Here is a 16112-nt window from a genome sequence, read left to right on the forward strand (position 1 = left end):
TCTTCCGTTCATTCCACTCACAAAATCGATGGTGATAAGATGGTATACCATAATACCGAATGTCAATACCTTCTTGCGAATGAAGTAAACGCGGGCTAGATTGCGACCATGATCGAGACTGCAAATAATCCTTTGAAGATTGAGCGTCCTACAATGACGCTTCGCGACATGGCCCTTGAGAAAATGCGGGCCGCTATCATTGCCGGGCACTTCCAGTCTGGGGACCGTCTGGTGGAACGCCCTTTGTGCGACCAACTGGGCGTAAGTCGCTCAGTTGTAAGGGAAACCATCCGTTACCTCGAAGCTGAGGGGCTGGTGGAAATCCTGCCAAATAAAGGCCCGATCGTTGCAAAACTGGATTGGGAAAACGCGCAGCAGATCTATGAAATCCGCATGCTTCTGGAGACCAGCGCCGCACAGAAATGCGCAGAACTGGCCAAAGATGGGGATAAGAAAAAACTCGGCAAAGCCCTCGGTCAGCTCAAATCCGCGTACAGCAGCGGCGAGACCAATGATCTGTTTGAGGCAACAACTCTGTTCTATCAGTGTATTTTTGAGATCAGTGGACAGAACGTGGCATGGGAAGTTGTTCAGCGACTCAACGGTCGCATCAGCCGCTTACGTGCAATGACATTGGGAACCCGTGACCGTCATGAAGCCGGGTACAAGCGGATGGAAAAAATCTACTCCGCGATCGATTCCAATGATGCCGATGCAGCAGCCGCGGCCATCAAGGTGCACCTGACAGAAGCTGCCAACATCGCCAAAACCCTTCTGACTGCCGAGCTGAGCAAGAGCGAAAAATAAATGCCAAAAGCCTATTGGATTGCCCACGTCACAGTGACCAACACTGAGGCCTATGCCGACTACACGAAGGCCGCCCCTGCCGCCTTCCAAAAATACGGCGCCCGCTTCCTCGCCCGCGGCGGCAAAACCGAACACCTAGAAGGCACCGCCCACCCCCGCAACGTGGTCATCGAGTTCGACACCATGACCCAAGCCCTCGCCTGCTACCACTCCCCCGAATACCAACACGCCAAATCCCACAGAGCCCACGCAGCTTTCGCGGATATTATGATCGTGGAGGGGATGGAAGAGGCGTAGACAGCTACGCCTCTTGGAAGATCGTAGGGTTACTTCTTCTTGCCGCCTTTGGGCTCGATATCATCACCGAAGAAGTCTTTTTTCTTCTTTTTACCGAGTGCGGCTTTTGCTTTTTCGGATCTGGTTTTTGGATAAACCTCTTCCATCTTCAAAGCAGCTGCTTTGATCTTAGGAATGAGCGCCCAAGCTTCCTCAATCTTTTGATCGCGATGAAGCTGGCCGATCTCTACAATAAGCGCCTTAAATGCTTCTCTAGCATGATAGTAAGGTTTCAATGAAGCTCTATCTTTAGCCAGTTTCTGCTTCTCTTTTGCGCTTTGAGCAGTACTTTTCCTTACCTCAAATTGCTTTTGCGAAGCTTCAAACTTCTTGTCCAAACCGACCATAAGCTCACAGGCCTTATAGACAATCTGTTCCATATCCCAGATCGCCTGCTTAATAGCCTTGGCTTGCTTTTCTTCTTCGCTCAGATGCTCATCAGAGTTTGCACGGCGTTCTTCTTCTGCGGCACGTTCTGCTTCAGCAGCAGCCTGGCGCTGTTGCATAGCGGCCAGCTCGTCTTCGAAGGTGCCCTTCTTCTTTTTCCCAAGAGCGGCTTTGACTTTCTCGCCTCTTGATTTCGGGAAGTCCTCTTCCATTTTCTGAACGGCGGCTTGCAGGAGTGGAATGATGTCTCGGATTGGCTTGATATCCTGACGGCCGATATGTTTATCAACCAAAGCCATAAGCTTTTTCACTTCAGCACTGTTCAGAACGAACGCATTGCGCTGTGGGCGGGTTTTTAGATTTTCTTCCCTGGCATTCAGATCAGCCAGTGATTGGCTCGCCATATCAACGATATGCTCGAACTCATCCACTTCCCTGCGGGTCACAGTAGCTTGCTTTAGAGATTCATCAAGGCTGTCAAAATAGACTTCTACCTTGTCCAGTTCAGCTTCACTTTTTCCTTCCTCGTCTCGGTAATAAAAATCAGAGGCTGTCAGCAAGCATTCTTTAAGGTTGGCGATTGTGCCTTTGTAGAACTCTTTTTCACCCGCATCCTGGAACAAGCCTGCGTTGTCCTCATACTTTGTGATGCGAGGATTGTAAGCTCGGATACGCTCGAGAAGATCCGTTTTTTCAGTCAACTCGTCAGCGACAGCATCAGCGCCTTTAAACTGCTCCATCTGCTCTTTGGCTGCCTGGAAGATCGTGTCCATGCTATCCAGGTCTTTATCGATAGCACGCAAGGCGGCTTCAACGACCTTAGGATCCATGTTGCCAAGTTCAATGAGGCCCACCTTGAAAGTGTCGGAATGCTCTTCCGCATCAGCATAGGTGTCGGCAAAGTCTGCGTAGTGGCCTTCCAAATCTGAGTTCTCGCGGGCCCACTTTTCAATCTGCTTCAGCTGGCTGTATCTGTCACGTACCGCCTGCAGCAGTTCTTCTCTGCGGCCTGAAGCATCATTCTGCACACCACCTTCACCGGCATCTGGCATGCCAAGCAAGGCCCGCATTTTGCCGAGCACAACTTCAACATCGGCCAGCAGATCATCAGCACCCTTCTTATCCTGTCTAGACAGTACAGCCTGATCCTGTGCGATCAACGTGAAAGCCTCATTGTTTGCCTTGTAGAACTCGGCAAACTCCTTCGGCTTTTTCTTAAGCTCTTCTTTGCGCGCCGCCAGGCCGGCAAATACACTTTTGATGTTCTTGAACCGGAACTTAACATCCGCACCGACACGCTCGACTTCGATTGCGGCAGCGTCAAACGCTTCCTGCAGATCAGCAATATGGCTGTTGAGCGCACTCAACTCGCCAGCTCCCCTGATCGCACTTTTGTCTTTTACGGCAACATTGAGAGCTTGCAATGCTTTTGCCGCTGACGTGCCTGCCTGATCAAAAGCACTGAGATCCACACTCCACGCGTCAATCTCAGATCGACGCTTAACCAAACTCTGTAGCTTTTCAGTAGATTCTTTTGCCCTGGCATTGATATCGGAAATGTCCGTTTTGCGGATTTCCTGAGCTTTTGCGAAAAGCTGCTGCATCTGCGTCAGACCGGACTTGACCTGTGAGACACATTGCTGAAGCTGCTCACATTGAGCCTCTTTATCGTCTCGACTCTCCTGCGCACAGGCCACTCCATTTTCAAGGTGCCCAATTGACGCCTGATAAATTGCATCAAACTCTGCCCCATTCACGTCCTGACAAATCGGCCGCCAGTTTGCATTGCTCGTATTGAGGGCTGTCTTCAAGCTATCAAGATCACTCGTCAGTCTGGCGAGGCGGTTTTCGAAGACATCACCTTGGGATTCTTTATCTGCTGCAATGACTTCATCAGCTTCAGCTGTATTAAGCCCTTGCGCAGCCAGACCAATTTTCACCATGCGCATATGCATGGTTCGACCAGTCTCAAGCAATGCATCAATCTGCGGCAGAGTTTTTTTGACATCTGAATCCAGCCAGAGATCTGTCGTCGCCAACTCCTGAGCTCCATCAAGCGCCTTTTGAGCTAGTAAATATGTGTTTTCAAACTCAGTTACAGACTCCTTTGACCATCCTGACTGGTTCTGTTTATGGTCAGCTCCCAACTTCTGGTTCAAAGCGAAGATCGCATCTTCTCGCTCTGCGAGCGCAATCTCTTCTTCAAACACATCTCCAATGGCTTCAACATCCTTGAAGGCGCGCGCATTCTCAGAAACCAGACCGTACTCGACTTCATCTGGTGTTGCTTTCTTCGCAGTCTTGGCATTTTTCGGCGTATCAAAGCACTTTGGCATGTTGCCAATCGCGGTCTTCATCTGCTCGATAGCTACCTTCGCATCAGCAACCCGGTTTTCAGCGAGAAACAGCTTGGCTTCCTGCCCGAGCGCCTCGACCATAGTTTGATAGCTTAAGAGGTCGGAAAGCTGCTCTTCGTACGGAATCTTACTACGCTGCTTGTAATAGGTACCAGCCTCTTTGAGCAGATCGCTGACTTCCTGGACGTAACCATCTATTCTGTTTGCAGTTGAAGATCCGCGCTCAAGCGCTGCGCGCATCCCCTCCATACTGCGATGAGCGTTTTGAAGACTGTCATCAATCCCCGTATAGTCAATCTTAGTATAATCCTTGCCGTCAAACAGCTGTTCTGCGTCCAGCAGGGAATCGTTGGCCTCTTGCTCAAACCTCTCAAAAATTTTGAGCTCTTCACGGTCGACAATAAGATGGGCCTTGTCAGTGATGGCACCAAAATCCTTGAAGGCTTGCTTGATTGCCGTCAGAGAAATATCTCTCAGATCACGGGGAGAAGTTGGTGTCTCAACCGGTTGGACAGCTTCAACACCAGCCTCAGAAGGGTCGATGCTGCAAACCTTGAGCATGGCATTCGCCCACGCATCAACATCACCGGATTGTTTTGGAGTACCAGTAGCTTCATTTGAACCGGAAGGGGTATCAGAACCAGCCATAACAGACCTCTTGGCGCACTATATTTCCTAAGTGCGGGATATCACTTACGCCATGAGATAGTGTTTCACTAATGCCCCTCTATCGAGCGAATATTTAATAAAATGGGGTGTGGGATGGCTTCGGCGGACAGGCGTCTCTGCAGAACCTCCCCTCACCTCTCAAACAAACCAAGAGACGCAGAGCCAGATCCAGAGGGGGGCTGGGACTATGGCCCAGATGAAGATGGCGGGGAGATAGGGGTAGAGGTTCATGGGGCTCTCCTTTTGCGTCGTCAGACGAGCTCGAAGGCTTCGGCGAGGGTGAAGAGGCAGGCTGTTGTGATGCCGAGAACAACAAAATTGCGGATGTGTTTGAAGAAGGCCTGTTCAACACTGGTCCTGATTGCAGTTCCGTAGTCCTTTCCATCCAGATAAGTGCTGGTGATCATTGTCAGAAACAGCAGGAACCAGAGAGCGACAAGACCTTCGGCCACTAAAACAATTGCGGGTAACATGGCTGACCTCCGAACATGTGCAAAAACTCGCGTGGAGCTGAGGTTGCGAGAGCATGCTGAGCAGCACAGCACGCGCCGCTTTTCCTGGGAGTTTGAGAACAGAAAAGATCACGACACGTGCTGCACATCGCGAGCTGCTCCACCGCGATTCTTAATATCTATTTCACGTATATCTTTATCACACCACCGCTTAAATGAAATATATGATTTACATCTTTTAAGCTCTGAGATTGTCTTCTCAGTCTCAATGAACATGTAATTCTCGCGATTTCCTGAGTGATATCAGCAAGCTGAGGGTTCTATATCTTTCGTATTCAGAGACGCGAAGAGATATGATATACGGTGGATATATCTTTGGAGCCTCACGATGCGATTAAATCAGGCGAGCGATTTTGCTCTGCGACTCACGATGCAATGCGCCATGCAACCAGATGCACTTCAGCGCATCGATCAGGTGGTTCAGCAACAAGGCTTTTCGCGCGGGCATGTGATGAAACTGGTTAATCAACTCTCTCGCGCGGGCATACTGGAGACCTTGCGTGGCCGCGGCGGTGGCTTCAAGCTTGGCCGTCTGGCAAAGGATATCAGCGTTGGGGATGTTGTCCGGGCTGTTGAGAGTGACTTTGCCGTTGTTGAATGCTTGCGTCAGAGCGAATGCGGTGAAATTCATTGCTGCTTCCTGCCCTCTTGCCGCTTGAAACCTTTGATGCAGCGCGCCTCCATCGCATTTCTGGATGTGCTTGATGAAATGACGATTGAAAGCGCAATAACCGGACTTGCTGTGCCGGATGTTTTGGCCACCTAGCAAAATTAACAGAAGTAGATCGAGATTTGCCTATTAATTTTAAAGTAGGAATATTTCACCAACGCCAAATCAAATTCACAATTAAATCTAATTTAATAAATAAAAACTCTATTAATACCTATATTCGATTCAGTTAATCTACAGTTTGTGAAAAATGTTTTGCGTATCACTTCACGGCTCCTCAGTCGAATACAGCATACTTGTGTAGCGCAAAGAAATCTTAACAGATTACTAATGCGATTACTTACACTGAGGCTGCGTTTTGCTCTGCGCAGCTTTCCGTGACGGCTGTGCTCGACCGAACAACTGTCTCCGAACTGCTGTTGCTGGCAAATGTGTGAGGGTTGAAATGTGGTACAGTGAGCGTCTTCTCGGAACAACTGCTCTTGCGGGTCTCGCGTTTGCCTGCCTGTTCAGCCTCCAGGTGGAACGGGCGGATGCTCAGACGGTGATTACCGGCACCATCAACAATCCTCCCTTCTCAATCAATGGCACAAATGGGTTGCGCATTGGTCAAAACGGGGCTGATGGAACACTGAATGTGTTCAGCGGAACAACAGTACCCATCGGGCAACTGGTAGAGATCGGCGTTGCAAATGCGAACGGCACACTGAACGTTTATCAGGGTGCGTCAGTCTCTCAGTCAGGAAATTTTGTATTCATAGAAGTTGGAAACGGTTTCAACGAAGGCACTATAAATCTCTATGAGAGCGGTCAGCTTTTTGCACCAACTGGCGACATTGTTTTGGAAGGCCAGGGAACGATCAACATTGGTGGAGAAGAAGGCTCAGCTGCACGTTCCGCCGGTTACCTCAGGGTAGACGACATTTACATGCTGAACGGCTCCAAGATTGTGATCAACACCACCAGCTCCGGTGGAAATCATCTTATAGCAGATCTGGTCTCTGTCTCATCTGGTGCAGGCGAAGTCCTTTTTGAGAACGGCACCACTCAGATAACCAATAATAACAGCCGGTTTACTGGCAAAATGTTCTTTGAGGAAAACGCGACAGCCGTCTTTACCGGAACCAACGCGGTAGGAAATGCAGATCTCGACTTTGTCGGCGGCAAAATGGTGACCATTGGCAGCACAACGGTCAACGGCGATATTGAAGTCACAAATGTGGGTGCATTGAATGACGCCACATTCGAAACCTCCAACAGCAACCTAACTCTTGCCGGAGACATCATCGGCAACGGCAAGGTTCGGTTTGAGGGCAATGGCATCACCACGCTGACAGGCAACAACACCTGGACCGGCGGCGCCGACATTGATGGCACAGAGGTTGTTTTCTCCAGCGCCTCCAATCTTGGCAGTGGCCCGATTGAGCTCAACAACGGCCACCTCACCTTCAACGGAACGACCGCCACGGTCAACAATCTGTTTGATCTAGACGGCACCTCTTCCATGGAAGTTGGGCCTGGCGATACGCTCACCCTCAGCAATGACATCTCCGGTTCAGGCCGCCTGAAAAAACTCGGCGACGGAACCCTCGTTCTGGGCGGAACGGGCAGCAACTTCAGCGGTGGGCTGGATCTGGCTGACGGAACTGTTCAGTTTGGGAGCGCAGCCAGTATCGGCTCCGGCCATATCATCTACTACGGCGGTGATCTGAGTTTTGTTTCCGGCTCAGATGCGACCATTTCCAACACATTTGAGATGCACAACAACGGCACGCTTGATGTACAGTCCGGGCGTACTCTCACAATCACAGGCAACATCGTCAATGGCGGCAGTTCACCCGGCAAGCTGACCATCGGCTCTGGTGGTACGGTCAATCTGCAGGGAACCAACACCTTCTCCGGCGGCCTTGTGGTTCAGGAGAACAGTACTGTTGGTTTCTCGGATTCTGATGACCTAGGCAGCGGCACTGTTGAGCTGGACAACGGCAACCTCACCTTCAACGGAACAACGGCGACCATCAGCAACCTGATTGATCTGGACGGCACATCCTCCATGACCGTCGGGACCGGCGATACGCTGACTGTCAGCAATGATATCAGCGGTTCGGGCCGTCTGAAAAAGTTTGGTGACGGAACACTCGTTCTTGGTGGAGCGGGCAGCAGTTTCAGTGGTGGATTAGATCTGGCCGAAGGCACAGTTCAGTTTGGCGCAGCGGCCAACATCGGCACCGGAAACATCATCTTTTACGGTGGTGATCTGAGCTATGTATCCGGTTCAGATGCAACCGTTGCAAATACATTTGAGATGCACAATGACGGTACGCTAGATGTGCAATCCGGGCGTACGCTCACCATCACAGGCAACGTTATTGACGGCGGAGGTTCGCCTGCAACACTGACCATCGGATCCGGTGGTACAGTCAATCTGCGTGGATCCAACACATTCTCCGGCGGTCTTGTCATTCAGGAGAACAGCACGGTTGGCTTTGCAGACTCCAATGATCTGGGCACCGGTGATATTGGCCTGGACAGCGGGAACCTGAGTTTCATCGGAACATCTGCGACGATCACGAATAATCTTGAGCTGTTTGATGACAGCACGATTGATCTGCAGTCTGGCCGCACGCTGACCATTTCAGGCAATATCACTGATGGTGATGGCACACCGGGCGGGCTCACCATCGGATCTGGCGGCACAGTCAATCTGGGCGGAACAAACACGTTTACCGCTGGCCTGACCGTTCAGGAAAACAGCACTGTCGGCTTCACCAGCGCCAGCAATCTTGGCACGGGCGACATTACGCTGGACAACGGTAATCTCACCTTTAACGGCACCACCGCAACGATCGCCAACGGCTTCGACCTGACTGGCACTTCCGCCATAACAGTTGGTTCCGGCGATACACTCACTGCCAGCAATGACATCAACGGCACCGGTCGTCTGAAAAAGCTGGGTGCAGGCACACTGGTGCTTGGCGGCACTGGCAGCAGCTTTAGTGGTGGCTTGGATTTGGCAGAAGGCACCACACAGTTTGGAGAAGCAGCCAACATCGGCAGCGGCACCGTTCTCTTTTATGGCGGTGACTTAAGCTATGTTTCCGGTTCTAACTCGACCATCGCCAACAACATTGAGATGCACAACGACGGCACGCTTGATGTACAGTCCGGGCGCACCCTAACATTGACGGGCGACATCACCGATGGTGGCGCCACACCGGGTACGCTCACCATTGGGTCTGGCGGCACTGTCAACTTGCAGGGCGACAACAGTTTCTCTGGCGGTCTCATCGTTCAGGGAAACAGCTCCATTGAGTTTACAGATGCGGACCGCCTTGGCCTTGGCACGACAACTCTCAGCAATGGTAACTTGCTTTATCAGGGCGTAACCGACGTCATTCTCTCACGCCTTGCGCTGGCCAATGGCACAAGCAACACGATCGATATCGATGATGCTTCCGTAAACCTAGAAATCTCATCCAACCTTTCCGGTTCAGGCAACCTCTCAATCGACGGCGGTGAAATCATTACTCTTTCAGGGACCAACAGTTCCTGGTCAGGTGATTTTTCAATTACCGATGCCCAACTCATGTTCAACGCAGCAGAGAACATCGGCAACGGCAATGTTGGTATCACACTCAACTCTTCAACCCTGACCTACACAGGCGGTGGAACTGTCACCATCAACGAACTCGCATTTTCCGGCACAGGTAACGTGGTCGGCACCACAGATGTAGTTGGGCAGATCAACATTATGTCCGGTCTGACGGGCTCTGATCAGGTGACATTCATTGGCCCGGGTGAAGTGAACCTGCTGGGCGACAACTCCGGCTACACCGCTGATATCGAGATCGCTTCCGGTACAGTTGGTCTGGAAGGGTTTTCCGCCTCAGCCATCGGTTCTGGCGACGTGATCATTGACGGTGGCACTTTGTTCTATCTGGGCACAGGCAATGAAACTGTCGACACGACCAAGCTACAGCTCAGAAACAACGACAACACCATTGATATGGCCAATACGGGTTCCACGCTCACCTGGACCGGTAACACCTCGCCAGGTGGAGGAAACTTCGTCAAGAACGGTGCTGGCACTCTTATTCTTTCAGATGGCACCAAGTCACTGGTGAACGCCCGTATTCATGGCGGCACACTGCAGATTGGCACCTCAGCAACTGACACATCTATTCTGGATGGCAGCTTGACCGTCGTCTCAGACGGTACACTCTCCGGATATGGCGAGGTTACTGACAACGTCGTTCTGGATGGTGGTGTTCTATCTCCCGGTGCGTCCTTTGGTACAATCACGGTAGGCAGCCTGAGTGCAACTACCAACGGCGGTACTCTTGATATGGAGGTCGGCTCAGACCCGGACACGGGTGCGGCAAATACAGATCAGATCATTGTGAGCGCAGGCGGTTCCGTTGATGTCACTGACATGACCCTAAATCTCATCAGTGTTTCGGGCCCAACACCCGTGAAGATCGGCGATGAGTTCGTCATAATCGACAATCTCTCAACTCCGGGAACCCAACCCGTAACCGGCACCTTCGATGCGGTAAACCATGACATGTTCATGCTGGATGTCAACGTGCTCTACGGCATCCCGGGTGATGACAACGACGTTGCGATCCAGTTCATCCGCAGTTCCAACAACTTCAATGGTCTGGCAACAACGCGTAACGAACATTCCGTCACGCTGGCGCTGGATACCATTAGCGAAAGCGGTGATCTGTTCACACACCTTGCCCCAATGAACAACGCACAAATCAAGGCGCTTCTTGATCCACTCTCCGGTGAGATCAATGCTTCAACCCGAGCAATCCTGCTGGCTGACAGCCGCTTCCTGCGGCAGGCGGTCAATGACCGGCTTTACAAGGCTCACAGCGCCTTCGCCTCCAAAGTGGACGACGACATGGTCACCCGCACCGTCGGTGACTTTGAGATGTGGGGTCAGGTCTACGGCAGCTGGGGTGAGTTCTTCTCAGACGGCAACGCCCGCACCACAGGCAGAAGCGTCGGCGGTGTTCTGGTCGGTGTTGATGCGACCTACTTCGATATGGTACAGCTGGGTGTGGTTGCAGGCTTCGGTCGAACCTCTATCGACATCAGCTCAATCGATGCGTCTTCAGACAGCGACAGCTACAGCGTGGGCGGCTACGCAAGCGCCAATCCGATCGACGATGTCAAACTGCGCGGCGGTGTTGCCGGCACATGGTACAACATTGCAACCGATCGCGATGTGGCCCTCTTCCCGGAAGAAACCCTTTCAGCTGATCAGTTTGCCGGTTCCGTTCAGGTCTTTGGTGAGCTCGGCTACACGCTGGAAAGCGCTTACGGCAACCTGGAACCTTTTGCTGGTGTTGCCTACGCTTATCTCACTGGTCCTGGCTTTAACGAAAGCGGCGGTGCAGCAGCACTGAAGGCCGACAGCCAATCCAACTCCCTCACCTTCCTGACACTTGGAACACGCGGCGAGTTTGATCTTTCCAACTACCTTTACGGTGACACCAGCTTCGTCGGACTGGCAGCCTGGCAATATGCCTCCGCTGAAACGCTGGACTACACCCAAAGCTTCATCGACAGCGGCAACCCGTTCACCGTGGCAAGCGTCCCAATCGCCCGCAACGTCGCCCTGATCGAAACCGGCCTCCAATCCAACCTCACGGAGTACATCCAGCTCAACGTCAACTACTACGGCCTCCTCTCCAACGAAGCCGTAGACCACGGCGCCAACGCAAGATTGTTTGTCCAGTATTGAAGGGGATGAAATCATCTCGCAGAATCTTACTTTCAAATTACCCATCCAGTTGCACCCAATGGAAAATCAAACTGTATATAAGCAGGTATGCGGATGCGGGGTATGGTTTGGGGGTGGAGAGGATGAGCGGAGTTAAGGCATTGGGCCTTGGTTTTGCTGGACACTTCACTTGCTTTGGTTGGGAATCGTGGCAGGAGTGTGAAGAGAACTAGAACTGATCCGGGGTGATGTCGGCAAGTGCGCAAACCCCGCAGCGGCTGTCGTCGGTGAGCTCAATTAAGCTATGAGCAAGTGCACTGATGCTGGATCAGTCTGTCTGCATACCTTCGCAAATGTTTGTCTTGTTCATCCGGGAGGATCCTTTCCGGAAATGAGGTGTCGTGTCTCCCGTTCTGCGGTCTTTGACTGAAGCAACATAAAAAGCTGCTTTTAGAAAGGGAGAGGATATGATTGGGGCACTTAAGAGATTTTCACGCACAACTGCATTGGCTTTGTCACTTGGCATGGCTGGATTGGCCGGCGGACAGGCGCAAGCAGAGGAAAGCCTGATCCTGGCGCATGCGATGAACACGGATCACGTGTTTCACGCGCTTTCTGAGCGTTTTATGGGAGAGCTGGACGGCAAAGCCATCAACATTGATTATCACCCCGGCGGCGATCTTGGTGACTGGACCTCTCTGTTTGAGCAGTCCATGCAAGGTGTGGTGCCAATGAGCCTCACATGGGGTGCATCCGAGTTTGATGGCCGATTGGACCTTGCCTACCTCGGCTATGTGGTTTCCAACTGGGAACAGGCGCAAAAGCTTTATGGTCCGGGCTCAGACATGCTGGATATCTACAACGGTATTCTTCATGAACTTGGCTTGCATGCGGTCGGGATTATTCCAACGGATTTTGGTTCTGTCGTGATCCGCAAAGGCGTTGGCAAGGTTCCGATCAACTTTCCTGCTGATGCCAATGGTTTGAAGATCCGTGTTCCGGGCTTGCCGATGGCGGTGGAACGCTTCAACAATCTGGGTTTTTCTGCTGTGCCAATCCCGTTGGCTGAGGTTTACACCGCCCTTCAGCTTGGCACGGTCGATGCGCGTTCATTCTCAACCGCGGTTGAGACGTATTCACTACGTGACGTCCTGGAAACCAACATCCTCACCAATGACTATTTCGAGCACGCCTTCTGGCTGGTGAACAAGGATTGGTGGGAAGGCCTTGAAACAGCTGATCGTGAAGCTCTGCAAACTGCGATCGACACCACACTTGAGTGGTCTTGGGGAGAAGCGCAGGCAAAGAGTGAAGAGTTCCTGCAAAAAGCCAGAGATGCCGGGATCAAGGTGGTTGAACTGGATGATGCCCAACTGGCAGCTGCACGCAAGATTGCTCATGAAACGGAATGGCCAGCCATGGAAAAAATCATTGGCTCTGAGATCATGAGCCAAATCCGTCAAGCTGCTGCAAACTAATAATAATTGAAGAGAAGGCCGGAGCGTGCTCCGGTCTTCGGTTGGGAGGCATATGACCGTGAACCGCGAGTCTAAACAGCACCCGCGTGCGCCGGTGCAGGTCGCTTCATTCATCTATGATCCGGAAATTACTGAAACAGAACCGCCGGATCATGTCACCGCAATTCCCGAAGGTCCGCAATCCAGAGGTATGACTGGGCTGCTGAAAGCGGAGCGGCTTCTGGAAAGATCTCTGTATTTTGGTCTGGTGTTGATGGGCATAGGCCTTGCTGCAATCATGTTTGTGCAGGTTCTGCTCCGCTATGTGTTTGCGCTGCCGTTTGTCGGCATTGAGGAGTTGGCTCTGCTGATGGGGGCCTGGTTTTACTTTCTGGGGCTGGCCTATGTGACCCGCAATGGTGAGCATATTCACGGTGGTATCGTGACACTGCTGATCAAAAGCCCGCGAAAAATCCAGAGCATCCGCTTGATTATGACACTGGCCAGCATTGCTGCCTGTCTGGTGTTCGGATACTACGCCAGCAAGTACGCGATCTTTGAAATAGAGCGTGGGCGGGCAAGTTCTTACATGCGCTGGCCAAAGGGGCTGTGGTCTGCCTCCATGATCATCGGGTTTGCAGGCACCATCATCTACCTCTCACTGCAGGCCATCAATCAGACCATCGATCTTAAAACAAGACTGTCAGTCGTGAAGAAGGGCTAATCATGTTCATATTTCTTGCCTCTCTTCTGCTTATCGTCGTGTTGTTGCTGGCTGAAATGCCAATCGCATTTGCATTTGGTGTTGGCGCGCTGGTGTTCGGTATTGCGTCAGACTCAAACGTTTCCTTCCTGATCCCTTACGCCTATCAGACCACACTCAGCTTCGCTCTGCTGGCACTGCCCCTGTTCGTGCTGGCCGGAACGCTGATGGCTGAAGGCGGCATCTCAGATCGCCTGCTCAGTTTCGTGAATGCGTTTGTCGGACGTATGAAAGGTGGGCTTGGCGCGGTGACTGTCATCACCTGTGCTTTATTCGGTGCGATCTCAGGCTCGTCATCTGCCGCCATTGCGGCGATTGGGCAGATTATGATCCCGCGGATGGTGAAGGAAGGCTATCCGGTTGGCCACGCAACGGCGTTGGTGGCGTGTTCTTCTGTGCTGGCGTTGATGATCCCGCCATCTATTCCAATGATTGTGTTTGCAGTGACGGGTGGCTTGTCCGTTGGGGCTGCGTTCCTGTCGACGGTTATACCGGGCGTCTTGTTGGCTCTGGTTTACATCGGCCTCAACTTCTTCTTTCTGCGCAAGGTGGATACCATTCAGGTTGAAGAGCCTTTGCCATTCAAGGAAGCGGCGCAGAATGTTGCCAGCAGCGGGCTGAAGGCATTCTGGGCGCTGATGATGCCATTGCTGGTGCTGGGAGTGATCTACTCCGGTATTGCCACGCCAACAGAAGCTGCTGCAATCTCACTGGTTTATGCGATTGTTGTTGGGGTGTTCATCTATAAAGGGCTGAGTTTCAAAGATATTCCTGCGGCCTTTGTGCGGGCGGCGATCACTACGAGTTCCATCATTGCAGTGTTGTTCTTCTTGTTTGTGATGAGCCGGGCAATGATCCTGCAGCAGGTGCCGCGTGAGGTGGCAGAGGTGCTGATCTCGCTGACGGAAAACAAGATCCTGATCTTGTTACTAATCAATCTCATTCTCCTGCTCATTGGTATGATCGTTGACGATGTGTCAGGCAGTGTGCTGGCGGCGATTGTGTTGCTTCCGGTGGCAACGGAGATTGGCGTTCACCCAATTCACTTCGCCGCTATTGTTGGCACCAATCTGGGACTGGGGAATGTATCTCCACCGTGCGCGCCCATGCTCTATATGGCCGCCGGGGTCAGCAAGCTCACGCTGGACAAGTACGTGGGCATCACACTCAAATTCCTGCTGCTTGGACACTTGCCGATGGTTCTCATCGTCACCTTCTTCCCGGAACTGTCGCTGGCTCTGCCAAGACTGATCATGGGTATCGACATATAATCCATCACATCCTCTGCGGTGATTGGCATCGCAGAGGATCAGTTAGCTGAGAGTTTGATGACTTTCAGCGCACTTCCGGCAAGATACTCGTGAAGCTTCAAAAGCTGCTCCTTCGCGGCGATCTCATTTCCAATAGCAACGGAACGCATGATGTCGGCATGGAACTGGCTACAGACCATAGTGTCATCGCGTGTTTTATTGGCAAACCAGAACCGGCGGGATTGGCTCTGTACGCGGGCGAGCGCGTGGTGGAAGTACGGGTTGCCGCTGGCATTGGTAATGGCGAAGTGAATGCCTCTCAAAGCCTCCAGCAGACTGGCATCTTCATCGCCCTGCGCACTTTCCAAAATGTTTTGCGCCAGTTGCAACATATGAACGCGGTGTTCGCTGCTTCCCCGCAGGATCGCATACTTGATGCAAGTGGGTTCAATCTCTTTGCGGATTTCCAAAAGCTGGAGTTGCTGCGCCGCTGAAATCTCCAGAAACTCAACGCCTTTTCGCGCATGCACTTTCAGCATGTCTTCCTGTTCCAGAGCCTGAAGTGCTTCTCTGACGGGGGTGCGCCCAAGCTGTAACATGGCAGAGAGCTTGTTTTCTGAATAAAGCTGCTCTGTATCCAGCTCCCTGAAAATGACTTTGCGCTCTATCTCAGCCTTGGCAAAAGCTGCTTGTGTTGTTGCTTGGAAATCAGACACCTGGTGCTCCGCTTGTTTAAGCTGGCATGTAAATTCGTGCGGTGAAGCTAGAGCAATGGAATCTGCGAGTGAAGCAATCTGTTTATTTCCACATTTGTACTTAGGATAAGTTTCAAACTGTATATCTGGTAATAGTGCTTAGCTGTGCGCAAGTATATGTACAGATGACTGCTGTGTAATTTCTATCTGTATACATAAGGCATAACAACTGCTCCGACAATCACTCGCTTATCTATCTGTTTTGTAAAGACAATTTTTGTGTGATTGAGAAATCAAAACTGCTCACCACAACACTGTCAGTGACTATTTCAGCTGACTGTATGTACGTTCTTCTACTTTTGTCAGTGCCCGCTCTTCGTGATGTGTTTCACAATATGTTAGTTAGGAAGAGAGGGCTCATAAGTCAGCTCATCCTCTCATATTAGCGTTATATAACAATATGTTATCTTGTATG

Annotated in this window: 10 protein-coding genes; 7 read left to right on the forward strand and 3 right to left on the reverse strand. The window is 51.6% G+C overall.

Features of this window, described 5'->3' with window-relative positions:
• The first annotated feature begins 108 nt into the window (after positions 1–108).
• On the forward strand, positions 109–807 hold the full coding sequence (locus AC3CB2_RS20025) for a GntR family transcriptional regulator (protein ID WP_014284597.1): 699 nt from the start codon (positions 109–111) through the stop codon (positions 805–807).
• The gene (locus AC3CB2_RS20030; protein WP_352935295.1) at positions 808–1104 is read left to right on the forward strand and encodes a DUF1330 domain-containing protein; all 297 of its coding nucleotides are present in this window, start codon (positions 808–810) and stop codon (positions 1102–1104) included.
• Between the two features lie 29 nt (positions 1105–1133).
• On the opposite strand, the gene AC3CB2_RS20035 is transcribed toward AC3CB2_RS20030, so the two are convergent.
• Complete coding sequence (locus tag AC3CB2_RS20035) at positions 1134–4535, reverse strand: hypothetical protein (protein ID WP_352935294.1); 3402 nt, start codon at positions 4533–4535, stop codon at positions 1134–1136.
• Positions 4536–4807: 272 nt separating this feature from the next.
• Positions 4808–5029, reverse strand: coding sequence for a hypothetical protein (locus tag AC3CB2_RS20040; RefSeq protein WP_352935292.1), 222 nt, complete (start codon positions 5027–5029; stop codon positions 4808–4810).
• Positions 5030–5396: 367 nt separating this feature from the next.
• Between AC3CB2_RS20040 and AC3CB2_RS20045 the strand changes: the two genes are divergently transcribed.
• From AC3CB2_RS20045 to AC3CB2_RS20065, 5 genes are all read left to right on the forward strand, one after another.
• Positions 5397–5834 (forward strand): RrF2 family transcriptional regulator, encoded by a 438-nt coding sequence (locus tag AC3CB2_RS20045; protein ID WP_352935288.1) that lies wholly within the window; start codon positions 5397–5399, stop codon positions 5832–5834.
• Positions 5835–6183: 349 nt separating this feature from the next.
• The gene (locus AC3CB2_RS20050) at positions 6184–11493 is read left to right on the forward strand and encodes an autotransporter domain-containing protein (RefSeq protein WP_352935286.1); all 5310 of its coding nucleotides are present in this window, start codon (positions 6184–6186) and stop codon (positions 11491–11493) included.
• Positions 11494–11939: 446 nt separating this feature from the next.
• Positions 11940–12950 (forward strand): TRAP transporter substrate-binding protein DctP, encoded by a 1011-nt coding sequence (dctP, locus tag AC3CB2_RS20055; protein WP_352935284.1) that lies wholly within the window; start codon positions 11940–11942, stop codon positions 12948–12950.
• Between the two features lie 52 nt (positions 12951–13002).
• Entirely contained in the window at positions 13003–13653 is a 651-nt protein-coding gene (locus tag AC3CB2_RS20060; protein ID WP_352935282.1) for a TRAP transporter small permease, read from the forward strand.
• Between the two features lie 2 nt (positions 13654–13655).
• Entirely contained in the window at positions 13656–14963 is a 1308-nt protein-coding gene (locus AC3CB2_RS20065) for a TRAP transporter large permease (RefSeq protein ID WP_352935280.1), read from the forward strand.
• A gap of 38 nt (positions 14964–15001) precedes the next feature.
• Here AC3CB2_RS20065 and AC3CB2_RS20070 read toward each other — a convergent pair whose 3' ends face one another.
• A complete protein-coding gene (locus tag AC3CB2_RS20070; protein WP_014290226.1) occupies positions 15002–15658 on the reverse strand; it encodes a GntR family transcriptional regulator in 657 nt (218 codons plus the stop codon).
• Between the last annotated feature and the right edge of the window lie 454 nt (positions 15659–16112).

The sequence above is a fragment of the Pseudovibrio sp. SCP20 genome (assembly GCF_057774105.1).